Source organism: Desertivirga brevis (genome assembly GCF_017355835.1).
In genome coordinates this window covers 1456916-1470229 of record NZ_JAFEWF010000001.1, presented here as the reverse complement: position 1 = coordinate 1470229, position 13314 = coordinate 1456916, and the positions used below count along the sequence as shown (strand labels likewise).

The following is a 13314-nucleotide window of genomic DNA, read 5'->3' as shown; positions in this document are numbered from 1 at the left end:
ACTAAGAAGCCTTCTTTCTGCTAACTGAAGACCAGAAAGAAGGCTTTGTATTAATTGAGCTCCTTTGTCATCATTAAATGAGGTATACCTACTTCTTCGAACTCTTCACCTCTTACATGATAGCCTTGCTTTTGATAAAAGCCACAAGCTTCTTTTCTGGCATGCATGAATATCTTCCCATGTCCTATATTTTTGGCGGTTTCTTCTGCAAAAGATATAACCAGGCTCCCTATTCCAGTTCTCTGCAGTTCAGGTGCCACAGCCATTTGCTTAAGTTGAACCACTTCACCCGAAACTTTTCTTAAGATACAGCAGCCTGCAAGCTTCCCATTTTCAAAGACCCCGATCAGTATATCCTTCTTCTCATCGCTCAGGTATTCTTCTGTATAATGTAAGCCAAGAGGTTTTCGTAAAACCTGGTGGCGCAACTCAACCATCTCCTCGTATTCCTTACTTCCCCAGATAATCAAATTAAAGTCCATAAGCCTTAAGGTTTTTCTGTTGTTCAAAAACAGACCCTTTAGAAGAAAGCAAATAGCATGCATTTCTTTGTCTTTGAAATTCTTATCCGATAATTTTTTGTGATATTTTTACCATTTTTAAGATGCCTTCAGATCTTAATATTTTACTCCCCCCCCCCCTAAATTTCTTGATTTACCCCCCTTTTTTACAGATGTTTTTTTCTGATATTAGGACTTTTAAATCTCACAATGCCAATTATCAAACTTATTGCCTCTATAATTTTATTACCTCTGATTTCTGCACAATTCGTATTCGCGCAAGTCACAAGTTCAGTTATTGGCAAAGGTTGGGCTAACAATTCTGTTAACACGATCATATTTCGTAAGAACTCATTAGTGTCTTATAAGGGTTACCAGTATGCTGCCTACTATAGTGAAGGGAAAAAGGTTGTTCTTGCGAAACGGAAATCAGGTTCTCAGGAGTGGCTGACAAGGGAAACTGACTTTAAAGGGAAGACGGAGGATGCTCATAATGTGATCAGCATTATGGTTGACGGAGAGGGCTACCTTCATTTAGCATGGGACCATCATAATAATCCCTTGCACTATAGCAGGAGTGTGGAACCGGGAAGCCTGGAGATGATTTCGCCAACATCAATGATTGGAAGGAATGAGAAGGAACTTAGTTATCCCGAATTTTATAGATTGCCAGACGGAAACCTCTTATTCTTTTATCGTGATGGAGGATCCGGCAGGGGGGATCTAATTATCAATAAGTATGACACCAAATCAAAAACCTGGGCAAGACTTCAGGATAAGCTTATAAGTGGAGAACGAAAAAGAAATGCTTATTGGCAGGCTTTTGTAGATAGTAAGGGAACGATTCACATATCCTGGGTTTGGAGAGAAAGTCCTGATGTATCCAGTAATCATGATATGTGCTACGCTCGTTCGGATGACGGCGGCTATACCTGGGTGAAATCCAACGGAGAAAAATATTCCCTCCCTATTACTGCCACTACAGCCGAACATGCGTTAAACATCCCTCAAAAAAGCGAGCTGATCAATCAAACGTCTATGGGTACCGATAAGAAGGGAAATGCTTTTATTGTAAGCTATTGGCGAGATCAAAATCAGACCGTTCCACAATACCACCTGATTTATAATCTGGGTAAAGGCTGGGATTCTTTTGCTCTGGATTTAAGGAAGACGCCCTTTAGCTTGAGTGGAGGAGGAACAAAAAGAATTCCCATTTCCAGACCACAGGTAATGATAAAAGGTGCTGGAAAAAAGGCCTCTGTTTTAATGATTTTTAGGGATGAGGAGAGAGGTGGTAAAGCATCCGCTTTATTAATTCCCAAATTAGGAAAGAGAAAATGGGAAATCACTGATCTTACGGAGGAGAACCTTGGATCATGGGAGCCTAGTTTTGATACTGAGCTTTGGAGGGAGAAGCAGATCCTTAATCTGTTTATACAGAGAACAGAACAGGCCGACGGAGAAGGTATCACAGATATACAGCCTCAGGAAGTTAAGGTACTGGAATTTAAACCCGAGTTTTAAGAGAAACATATATTATTAGATGGATAAGAGAGCTTTAATTACTATTTGCAGCGTTTTTATACTGTTATTTTCGGCTTGTTCGGTTCAGCGGAAAACTCATGTTCAGTCGAATAAGGAAGAGGTTTTAGGCATTATCAATAAGGTGAACGGCTATTGGCAAAGGTCCCATCCTGAACCTGGACGGGCTTTCTGGGATGTCGCAGCCTACCATACCGGGAATATGGAAGCCTTCGCTGCTACAGGAAATGAAGATTACCGCAAATACTCCGAAAAGTGGGCCGAAAAGAATGAGTGGAAAGGTGCAAAGTCCACTAATAAGTCGGAATGGAAATACAGCTATGGCGAAAAGGATGACTATGTGTTGTTTGGCGACTGGCAGATATGTTTCCAGACCTACATCGACCTTTATAATCTAGATCAAGTGAAAGATGAACGGAAGGTGGCAAGAGCAAAGGAGGTAATGGAATATCAAATGAGTACCGGCAGACATGACTATTGGTGGTGGGTAGACGGCTTGTACATGGTGATGCCTGTGATGACAAAATTATACAAGCTTAGTGGGAACAGACAATACCTTGATAAACTGAATGAATACTATTCGTATGCCGACAGCCTGATGTATGATAAAGACGAGAAACTTTACTATAGGGACGCCAAATATATTTATCCTAAGCACAAGACAAGCAGTGGCAAAAAGGATTTCTGGGCAAGAGGAGACGGATGGGTGTTTGCAGGTTTGGCAAAAGTGTTAGCAGATCTTCCAAAAGATGCGCCTAACAGGGATTTGTTTGTCACAAGGTACAGAGGTTTGGCAGAGGCTCTAAAACAGGCTCAGCAAAGTGAAGGTTATTGGACAAGAAGCCTTCTTGATCCTGCTCAGGCGCCCGGGTACGAAACCAGTGGTACTGCATTTAATACCTATGCCTATTTGTGGGGTATAAATAATGGATACCTGAGCAAAAAGGAATATCTGCCAGTGGTGATCAGGTCCTGGAATTACCTTACGAAAGTTGCTTTACAGGAGGATGGAAAAATAGGTTATATACAGCCAATTGGCGAAAGGGCAATTCCTGGTCAGGTAGTCGACAGAAATTCGACCGCTAATTTTGGTGTAGGTGCTTTTTTATTAGCCTCTTCTGAGATGTACCGTTATTTATCAAAAAAATAAAAATGAAAGTCCTAAGAAAAGTAGCTCCTACCGTGGCTGTAGTATTATCTGCCCTAAGTTCTACAGCCCAGATCAAAGATTCCTTGAATGCTCCGAGTTCCGTACTACCTGGTGTTTTTGCTGACCCCCATATTGCGGCATTCGGAGATACATTTTATTTATACCCTACTACCGATGGAACAGAAGGATGGAAGTCGACATACTTTACCTGTTGGTCGTCTAGAAATCTGAAAGACTGGAAAAATGAGGGTACTATCCTCGACCTGCCTAAAGACCTTACCTGGGCAAAGGAAAGAGCCTGGGCTCCGGCCATAGCCACGAAGAATGGTAAATACTATTACTACTTTTCTGCGGACGTAAATATTGGTGTTGCTGTTTCTGATAAACCAACTGGTCCATTTAAAGATCCATTAGGAAAACCACTTGTTGTGAAAGGTGCATTGAAAGGTCAAATGATTGATCCAATGGTTTTTATAGACGATGATGGAGCAGCCTATTTGTATTGGGGTCAAGGAAATTGTAATATAGTAAAACTAAACGAAGACATGATCTCCTTCGATGCATCTAAGATCATTGTTTTTAAACCTGCTGGATATAACGAAGGAAGCTTCGTATTTAAAAGAAATGGAAAATATTACTTGATGTGGTCTGAATTCGATACGCGTGATCCTCGTTATTCTGTGGCATACGCTACCTCTGATTTTCCTACCGGCCCGTTTGTAAAGGCAGCCCAGAATCCGGTACTTAAAGGCAGAGGAGTAGTAAAGGGGGCAGGACATCATTCCGTGGTTAAAGTACCGGGAAGAGATGAATGGTATATTGCTTATCACCGGTTCAAGATCCCGGATGGAAATGGCTATAATCGTGAAACTTGCATTTCGCCAATGCGCTTTGACAAGAATGGAAATATACTTCCCGTAGACGTTTTTGAGACGCCAGTAAGTATGAAAAAAGTAAAAGCCTCTAAAAAATAAAAACTAGCCCTTTAAACACACCTTATTTATATGAAGAAAGTAATCCTTGGCTGTTTGGTATTCGTATGCCCCTTTTTGTCTAGGGGCCAGAATAACGAGTGGGAAAACCCGCTGAATTATGAGCAGAACAAAGAAAAGCCGCATGCAACCTTTATGCTTTTTAATTCGGTTAAAGATGTGGTATCGGATGATTATAGTAAATCCACCTACCACCAAAGCTTGAATGGTAAATGGAAGTTTGTCTACACCGATAAGTATGCGAATAGAATTAAAGACTTTTACCGCCAGGACCTGGACGACAAAACCTGGGCTGAGATCCCTGTTCCTTCAAACTGGGAGCGTAAAGGTTTTGGTACAGCTATTTATACTAATATAGTTTATCCTTTTCCGAAAAATCCCCCTTTTATCGGGGAGAATAATCCTGTTGGTACTTACCGGAAAACATTTCCTATGCCTGCAGAGTGGGATGGAAGACAAACCTTTATTCACTTTGGCTCTATTACAGGTTATGCCGTTGTTTACGTGAACGGACAAAGGGTTGGAATGACTAAAGTTTCCAAATCACCCGCTGAATTTGATATTACTCCCTACCTTAAAAAGGGAGAGAACTTGCTGGCAGTGCAGGTTTTTCGCTGGCATGACGGAAGTTATCTGGAAGACCAGGATTTTTTCAGGATCAGTGGTATTGAAAGGGATGTTTTTTTGTATTCCCTGCCTAAGCTCAGCATCTGGGATTTCTTCTTAAAACCAGACCTTGATGCAAGCTATGTCAACGGTGTATTCAGTGCTGAGGTTGACCTTCGTCAATTTAGAAACAACACTATTAAAGGAGGATCACTATCTGTTGACATATTAGATAAAGCCGGTAAGAAAGTGTTTTCTACTACCCAGAACATAAGTGTAAGTTCAGATAGCTTACAAATCGTCAAGTTTGGAGGAACAGTAAAGAACCCTCTGAAATGGTCAGCAGAACACCCCAATCTTTACGATTGTATACTGACACTAAAAGATAATGCAGGTAGTGTATTAAATCTTACAGGCGCTAAAATAGGCTTTAGAAAGGTTGAGATCAAGGATTCCCGTCTTCTCATTAATGGTGTTCCGTCCTATATTCATGGGGTGAACCGTCATGAGCATGACGATGTTGAAGGTCACGTGCCTAACCGGGCACTGATGATTAAAGACATCCAGTTAATGAAGCAATTCAATATTAATGCCGTTCGAACCAGCCACTATCCGAATGACCCGGAATGGTATAAATTATGCGACCAGTACGGACTGTATTTGGTAGATGAAGCAAATATTGAAACGCACGGAATGGGTGCAGAGCTTCAGGGAGGTTTCGATAAATCTAAACATCCTGCATACTTACCGGAGTGGGCTCCTGCTCATTTGGATCGAATGAAAAGGCTGTTAGAGCGGGACAAGAACCATCCATCTGTTATCATCTGGTCACTAGGAAATGAATGCGGAAACGGCCCGGTTTTCCACGAGGGATATAAGTGGATGAAACAACGTGATATCACGCGTTTGGTACAGTTTGAGCAAGCAGGAGAAGACTTTAACACCGATATTGTTTGCCCGATGTATCCAAGAATTCAGGATATGAAGGCTTATGCAGCCTCCGGCAAAACCCGCCCTTTTATCATGTGCGAGTACTCTCACGCTATGGGTAATAGTAATGGTAACTTTCAGGAGTACTTCGATATCATTATGAGTAGCAAGAACATGCAGGGCGGCTTCATTTGGGACTGGGTAGACCAGGGTTTGAAAACTACAACTGCCGATGGAAGGGTATTTTGGGCTTATGGCGGCGACTTAGGTGGATATCATTTGCAGAATGATGAGAACTTTTGCGCTAATGGGTTGATTGCTGCAAACCGTACGGTACACCCCGGGATCTACGAAGTAAAGAAAGTGTATCAGAATATTCTGTTTAAAGAAAAAGACCTTGCTTCAGGACTGCTTACTGTCTATAATTACTTCGACTTTACCAACCTGAATCAGTATAATTTCAAATGGGAATTGCTAAGGAACGGAGAAAAAGTAAAAGAAGGAACTTTTGAGGTTAACCTTGCTCCTCACCAACAAAAGGATGTGAGGCTTAACGTACCAATGTTCAAATCACCTACAGGAAGCGAATATTACCTAAATATATTTGCTTTCACTAAAACTGCTACAGATCTTGTTCCGGCAGGACATGAGATTGCCCGCGAGCAATTTAAAAAAGCAGGAGATTATTTTGCGGGACGGGAAGTTGGTACGGGAAGACTAAACATCGAAAAATCGAATAATAGATTGCGATTTACGGCAGGGGATATTAAAGGTGAATTTGATCAGACTACAGGGAGATTTATTTCCCTGTCATCAAAAAATTTGCCAGCGATTAGGCAGTACCCTGAACCGTTTTTTTGGAGGGCGCCTACTGATAATGATTTTGGTAATAGCATGCAGGTGAACCTGGGTGTTTGGAGAACAGCACATGTTGACCGCAAGGTAAAGAATGTTACCATCGGGGAGCAAACAGCAGAGGGACAGCCGATCAAGGTAGAATATGTTCTTAATAGCATAAATGTCCCTTATACAACTGAGTATCTTATTCAAAATGATGGGTCTGTTAAAGTGACTGCTTCTATCGACATGACCGCAAGAGAACTCCCGGAGATGCCGAGATTTGGAATGCGCATGGAATTGCCATCAGAATATTCTAACCTCAGCTATTATGGACGAGGTCCTTGGGAGAATTACAGCGACAGGAAAACCTCTGCCTTTATCGGGGTTTATAGAGATGATGTGAAAAATCAATTTACATGGAACTATATTCGTCCTCAGGAATCTGGGTATAAAACGGACGTAAGGTGGCTTTCCCTTACTAATACTGCCGGAGAGGGCATCACTATTTATGGTGCTCAACCTATTTGCTTTTCGGCAACCAATGTGAGAACAGAAGATCTTGACCCTGGATTAACAAAGAAGCAACAGCACCCTACAGATATCAAACCTCGTAATGAAGTTTATCTAAATATTGATTTGAGGCAAAGAGGGGTAGGAGGAGATAATAGTTGGGGAGCTTTACCTCATCAGCAGTATCGCTTGCAGGAGAAAAAGTATACCTATAGCTACATTATCAGCCTAAATAAAAGATAGTATGAAAAAGATTGTAATAGCAATAGGCCTAATCTTTTTTTTCATCGATGTTCATGCTCAAAAGAAATCCAAAAGCATAGGAAATAGTGATCGGGCTATATGGCTCAGGTACATGGATAAAGTAGCAAGACCTGTAATGAGAAGTCTTGCTGAGGATCAGCTGAAGGAAAAAATGCCGGTCGAGTTTGCAAAAAATGTTGATAATGCCGCTTCCAGGGGCAAGGTGGCGTATCTTGAAGCTTTCGGTCGGACCCTTAGCGGAATCGGTCCATGGCTAAATTTGGAGGGAGGATCTAAAGAGGAGCTTGCTTTAAGGGAGCAATACCGGAAATGGGCACTGAATGCACTGGAAAACGCTGTAAATCCTTCGGCGAAAGATTACATGGAATGGAAGGGAGGGCAACCTCTTGTAGATGCTTCCTTTTTAGCTTTCGGACTGGTTCGTTGTCCCTGGCTATGGGAACATTCCTCTGATACGGTGAAAAAGCAAGTAATAGAGGTATTTAGAACCACAAAGGAAACGGTGCCTGTTTACACCAACTGGTTATTGTTTTCGGGTATGATTGAAGCTTTTTTCAGCAAATACGGGATGGAGTATGATAAGTTGCGACTGGAGTTCGGAGTACGGGAGTTTGCTGAACATTGGTATGCTGGAGATGGCATGTTCTCTGACGGAAATCAGTTTCATCTAGACTATTATAATAGTTATGTTATCCAGCCCTACCTTCTAACTATCGTAAACATAGCCAATCAAAAGAATAAGCAATTCCAATGGTTTTCTCCGAAGCTGGATAAGATCACTAAGCGTTACGCAGAGATCCAGGAGAAAATGATAAATTCTGACGGGTCTTTCCCCGTTACCGGTCGTTCCATTGTTTACCGTGGTGGTGCTTTTCACCACTTGGCCGATATGGCTTTGCAAAAGCGATTGCCTGAATCTCTCAGCCCCGGGCAGATTAGGGGAGCCCTTACTGCGGTTATTAAAAAACCCTTTCTCCTGCAAAGACCTTCAATAATCAAGGATGGCTAAGCATTGGTTTAGCAGGACATCAACCTGCTTTGGCCGATTTTTATATCACCACCGGTAGTTTGTATATCACAAGTCTTGTTTTCCTTCCGCTTGGATTACCGGAAACAGATCAATTTTGGTCGGCTCCATCTTCTCCGTGGACTAGTGTAAAGGTATGGAATGGTGAAGATGTTCCAGCAGACCATGCGTTGGATTTGAAATAAATATCCTTGCCCGAAGGTGATTGTATTAATAATTTATACGGGAAGTGAGAAGTGAAACACTGAACCTTCTCCTTCCTTACTTTCTACCCAGATGTCGCCACCGTGCTCCTTTATTATCCTGGATGAAATATAAAGTCCCATTCCAAGTCCTGAAAATTTGTTCACAACACCTTCGTTCCGATGAAATTTTTCGAAAATCTTCAGAATATCCTCTTTTGCCATACCAATACCCTGGTCTTTTATTGAAACAATAATGTGAGATTTCTCTGTAGTACTGTTAAGTTTTATTTTACTGTCAGAGGGAGAATATTTGGCGGCATTCCCGATGATATTAGACAAAACCTGTTCAATTCTTAACTTATCCAACCGCACCTGCGATGATTCTCCTAAGGAGACTTCCAGTTGATGTTCTGGAATAATGTGTCTAACCACGCCTATTGTATCGCTTAGGTAGGAGTTTAGATCCACCTGCTCCATCCTGTAGTCTAACTTGCCACTCTCAATCTTTGAAACGTCTAATAACTGTTGAATAAGAGAGGTAAGTTTTACTGACTGTGCTTCGATACGGGTAATGAAATTTAATATTTTAGGGTTTGAAAGACTCTTTGCTTCCTGTAGCGCCATCTGGGCGTAAGCTTTTATAATGGTTACGGGAGTTTTCAATTCGTGGCTTGCTAAAGAAATGAATTCGTTCTTCTGCTCATTATCTTGCTTAAATTGTTCTAAAACTTCCTCTCGTTCTGCCGCCCGTTCGTGAAGCTGCATATTCTTCTTCTTTAAAGCTTCGTAGGCAGTGTAGGGTGCTTCTGTTTCAAAAAGCTCAGCAAGTCTCGTTAATTTCTCAGGATTGATAATTATCGAACGAGGTAAACCTATCTTCAACTCAATAACGTCACAATGATTTTCCTGAAATTGATTCACTTCAGGTAAAAGGCGCTTGGCATTTTGCAGTCCAGGGTCGGACGGAATGATAGTAACGGAATGATCGTATCTGATTTTGGCAGTTAGGGAATATCTAATATCTTCTTTGCTTAACCCTAGAATTAGTACGCCGCTGTCCGTCCTGTCAATCACTTCCCGGCAAACCTCAGAAACTGCGGTAGAAAAAGTTGTTTGGGTGGAGAGAGTGAGTTTCAATCTCTCTCCCAGTCGTGATGCTTTCTTATGTGCAAGCACCAGATCCATTGCATTTTCCAGACTAACTTTTACAATTTCAAACATATCAAAAACTTCTTGCTATTACTACCGACATGTCATCCGTCCTTCGGGCGTAATCTTTATATAGTGCCGCCGCCAGGATACTAAGATCATATTTGTTAATTAAAGGATATTTTGAACTTTCCCAACGTGATTTTATACCGTCAGAACATAGGATCATTTGATTATACTCCAGGTGAGTAGCCTCTTGAGGCTTAATTGTTGTAGGGATATTATGTCCTATTATTCCATTATAAGAGATATAATTTTTAGAGCTAAGGGAATTCAGGAGCTTCATAGAAATATTACCGATACCTGCAAACTTCCAGGTTTTGGACTTTATATCATATATGATTACAGTCCCTACCATTCCTCTGGTTTTTTTTATTGAGGAATGGAGTTGTTTGATGATATCGGAAGGGTCGTCAGAATTGAGCTCTTTGAAAGCTTTGATAGCTTCGTTAACAGCTTTGTTTGCTTCGATACCATGCCCCAACCCATCTGCAACCAGTATTCTAACTTTGTTGGCGTCCATCTCATAGTAACAGCCATCACCGCTGACGCTTTCTCCCGGTTTGGAAACAACTAGTCTCCTGAGTTCCACTGGAGGCCTTTTTTTAAGTCCCGGTGATTCTCTGTAAACCCGGCTTAATGCAATTGTTCCCCAACCTTTCTGGCTGTATATCTCGAACTTATCCGAAAGACGCTTTATACTTCCTAATCCATGGCCAAGTGTATTGGTTGTTGAAACTCCATCTGCCACCATTTTGGCAGCATCACTCATTCCTGGGCCGTTATCAATGCTTATTATTTCAAAATAGTCAATGCTATTTTCCTGACCATAGGATAGTAGGATTTCTCCATCTATTGCATACTTAAATAGATTGGAGGTCATTTCTGAGACTATAATATCAATCTCTGCCGACTTCTGAGTACCGAACCCAGCTTCAGATACACGGCTATGAATCTCCTTTTTTAGGAGGGAGAAATAACTTCTGTCGTCTGCCCTGAAACTTATATGAGTGGCGTCAACCATTTGCCCATTTTATAATAACTACTGTAGTGCCCTTTCCAACCTCGCTTTTTAAATCAAACTCGCTTACCAGTCGCTTTGTTCCGGGAAGGCCCAGTCCAAGGCTCTTACCTGTCGAATAGCCATCTTTCATGGCGAGCGAGATATCTGTAATGCCAGGTCCTTTATCTTTAAAAGTTAGTCGGACCCCATTTTCCCGTCCCTTGGACACTACTTCGATAATGATCTCGCCCCCGTTTGCATATTTCAACATGTTTCGGACCAATTCGCTGGCTGCTGTGATAAGCTTGGTCTGATTCACCAAACCCATCTTAATCTTAGTTGCCTTCTCCTTTACCCGGTTTCTAAAAGGAACTACATCCTGGTCTTTTAGGATGCGCATAACATCCTTTGATAAAGAAATGACCATCATTCATCGATTTCCTCATCTTCATCCTGATCTTCGTCCAAATCTATCATCGTGCGCAGTAATTGCATTCCCCGTTCAACGTTTAGGGCAGTGTACACTCCTTTCAGAGGTAATCCTAATTCAATAAGGGTAATTGCAACTGCAGGCTGCATGCCTACCACTACAGTTTCGGCGTCCAGGATTTTTGACATACTTGCGATATTGCCGATAATGCGTCCCATAAAGGAGTCTACTATCTCTACCGCTGAAATATCAATAAGGACCCCTCTTGCACCTGTTTTATTTACCATTTGTACAAGATCACTCTCAAGTGTAAGGGCAAGTCTGTCGTAAAGGTCAACCTGAATAGTTACTAACAGGAAAGGACCCATCCTTAAAATAGGTATTCTGTCCATCCTGCTTACAATAAAGTGGTCTTTTCTTTTTGAGTTTTTCTAACTTCCAATTTCAACAGCGCAAACGCATACTTAAGGGCACTCGCTAATGTAGCTTTTGTAATAATTGTAGAAAGATCGATACCGAGGTGAACAACTGTTTGGGCAATTTCAGGGCGGATACCGCTAATGATACATTCCGCTCCCATTAAACGGGTAGCACTTACTGTTTTAATAATATGCTGTGCAACAAGCGAGTCAACTGCAGGTACACCCGAGATATCCAGGATAGCAAGGCTGCTTCCGGTCTGAACTATTTCCTGTAGTAAATTCTCCATTACTACCTGAGTACGTGCGCTATCAAGAGTACCGATGATCGGAAGGGCAAGAATGCCATCCCAAACGCGGATAACAGGGGTTGAGATTTCCGCTATCTCGTCAGTTTGCCTTAAGATAACTTCCTCACGTCCTTTGATAAATGTTTCATAAGTGATAATACTGAAATTATCCATTAGCTTTACCATCTTCATACTCTCCGCGAAAAGGGAAGCAGGATCTTCTTGCATTTCTTCATGTAAAATAGCTAGAACGGCGTCCTTAAGCCCCATCATAAAGAGACCAGTCTCCCGTGGACTAAAACCTTGTCTTGCTCTTGTTAATGAAATTCCGGCAATGATTTCTAAAATGGGTTCGAAATCCTCTGAATTTACATCTTCGATGTTTGTGTCATTGAGGGTCGTTGCTAAAATATCTACAAGTTCCTCTGAAGAAGCCCTTAATTCATCGTTACTAATTAAATCTTCTCTTAAACCTTCATCACTAAGCTGATTTTGTATCCACTTTTCAAGGATACTACTTTTTCTTTTCTGTAAAACTTTTGAAACTGATAATGACATGCGTATCGAATGTTTGTTTGGCGCAGGAGGAAACTACTAGTACAGATATTAACAACTAGGTAGCCGATCGAGAAAATTTGTCTAATATAATAATCTCAAAATACCCCTTTTTTATTCCACAAGCATAAGGTTTTTGTTTTGATTTTGTTTGAAAAAAATAAAAAATAGAAGAAGCTAATAGTGGAAGAAAGCACTATTGTTACAGGCAACTGTTAGCACGAATTTTATTGTACCCTGCAAATTTGATCCTTCCAGGTAGTCAGACCTGAATTTGTTCGATATAAATAGAGGGAAAGACAGGAGCCTTTCCCCATAAATCTCATCTACTTAAGAGCGATTTGGAATTGTCTCTTTATTGAGGTTTAATACGGGAGGCTGTGAATTGAGGTTACAAAAAGAATGTAATGATGTGGAGTTTTTCAGTAATAGATGCCTTGGAGATATTTTTCGTGGGTTCAGGAGTTATAGGTGGCGCTCCACAATGGAGATCGAAGTATTATTTGTTTAAATAAACTACAGATTTTATTGATTGAAGAATATTATTTTCCTTACAGAACAAAGTAAAATTCTTCAATCTTTTTCTTCAAAACACAGTTATATGCACATGAACATCTATCAGTTTATAGAATTATCAACCGAAGAGCAAGTTAATACAATTTGGCAGGGAACTTTTGTGGGTAACAGGAATTATAAAGGTTTTAATGTAGTGCTGTATAGCATTGAGAACTTCTTTGTAGAGGTGTTTTATAATCAAACAGAAAATGCAATAAGTCAGATAAGGCCTTTTAAAAGTATGACAAGATTAATGCCCTATATAGAAACATTAGACTTAACTGAACTATTATATAATTCATAGAAC

13 protein-coding genes are annotated in these 13314 nt (G+C 40.9%); 7 read left to right on the top strand and 6 right to left on the bottom strand.

The window, feature by feature from the left end; translation table 11 throughout:
- Positions 1-50: 50 nt before the first annotated feature.
- Complete coding sequence (locus J4N25_RS06445; protein WP_207421319.1) at positions 51-482, bottom strand: GNAT family N-acetyltransferase; 432 nt, start codon at positions 480-482, stop codon at positions 51-53.
- A gap of 228 nt (positions 483-710) precedes the next feature.
- Here J4N25_RS06445 and J4N25_RS06440 point away from each other — a divergent pair, with 228 nt between their 5' ends.
- The 6 genes from J4N25_RS06440 to J4N25_RS26905 are packed head-to-tail and all read left to right on the top strand — an operon-like array spanning position 711 to position 8546.
- Positions 711-2024, top strand: coding sequence for a BNR repeat-containing protein (locus tag J4N25_RS06440; RefSeq protein ID WP_207421318.1), 1314 nt, complete (start codon positions 711-713; stop codon positions 2022-2024).
- A 19-nt stretch (positions 2025-2043) separates the two neighbouring features.
- A complete protein-coding gene (locus J4N25_RS06435) occupies positions 2044-3192 on the top strand; it encodes a glycoside hydrolase family 88/105 protein (protein ID WP_207421317.1) in 1149 nt (382 codons plus the stop codon).
- Positions 3193-3194: 2 nt separating this feature from the next.
- On the top strand, positions 3195-4166 hold the full coding sequence (locus J4N25_RS06430; protein ID WP_207421316.1) for a family 43 glycosylhydrolase: 972 nt from the start codon (positions 3195-3197) through the stop codon (positions 4164-4166).
- A gap of 30 nt (positions 4167-4196) precedes the next feature.
- Complete coding sequence (gene lacZ / locus J4N25_RS06425; RefSeq protein WP_207421315.1) at positions 4197-7313, top strand: beta-galactosidase, LacZ type; 3117 nt, start codon at positions 4197-4199, stop codon at positions 7311-7313.
- Between the two features lies 1 nt (position 7314).
- On the top strand, positions 7315-8343 hold the full coding sequence (locus tag J4N25_RS06420) for a DUF2264 domain-containing protein (RefSeq protein WP_207421314.1): 1029 nt from the start codon (positions 7315-7317) through the stop codon (positions 8341-8343).
- Positions 8344-8372: 29 nt separating this feature from the next.
- A complete protein-coding gene (locus J4N25_RS26905) occupies positions 8373-8546 on the top strand; it encodes a DUF2264 domain-containing protein (RefSeq protein ID WP_255537082.1) in 174 nt (57 codons plus the stop codon).
- 33 nt (positions 8547-8579) lie between these two features.
- Here the strand turns inward: J4N25_RS26905 and J4N25_RS06410 are convergent, their stop codons facing one another.
- The 5 genes from J4N25_RS06410 to J4N25_RS06390 are packed head-to-tail and all read right to left on the bottom strand — an operon-like array spanning position 8580 to position 12455.
- On the bottom strand, positions 8580-9767 hold the full coding sequence (locus J4N25_RS06410) for a sensor histidine kinase (RefSeq protein ID WP_207421313.1): 1188 nt from the start codon (positions 9765-9767) through the stop codon (positions 8580-8582).
- 1 nt (position 9768) lies between these two features.
- Positions 9769-10779 (bottom strand): SpoIIE family protein phosphatase, encoded by a 1011-nt coding sequence (locus J4N25_RS06405; protein ID WP_207421312.1) that lies wholly within the window; start codon positions 10777-10779, stop codon positions 9769-9771.
- Complete coding sequence (locus J4N25_RS06400) at positions 10772-11158, bottom strand: anti-sigma regulatory factor (protein ID WP_242695786.1); 387 nt, start codon at positions 11156-11158, stop codon at positions 10772-10774. The genes J4N25_RS06405 and J4N25_RS06400 overlap by 8 nt, the downstream gene beginning before the upstream one ends.
- Before the next feature lie 26 nt (positions 11159-11184).
- Positions 11185-11580: an STAS domain-containing protein gene (locus J4N25_RS06395; RefSeq protein ID WP_207421311.1), complete on the bottom strand. Its 396-nt coding sequence runs from the start codon at positions 11578-11580 to the stop codon at positions 11185-11187.
- A 5-nt stretch (positions 11581-11585) separates the two neighbouring features.
- Complete coding sequence (locus J4N25_RS06390; RefSeq protein ID WP_207421310.1) at positions 11586-12455, bottom strand: STAS domain-containing protein; 870 nt, start codon at positions 12453-12455, stop codon at positions 11586-11588.
- 604 nt (positions 12456-13059) lie between these two features.
- On the opposite strand from J4N25_RS06390, the gene J4N25_RS06385 reads away from it, so the two are divergent.
- A complete protein-coding gene (locus J4N25_RS06385) occupies positions 13060-13311 on the top strand; it encodes a hypothetical protein (RefSeq protein ID WP_207421309.1) in 252 nt (83 codons plus the stop codon).
- Positions 13312-13314 lie beyond the last annotated feature (3 nt).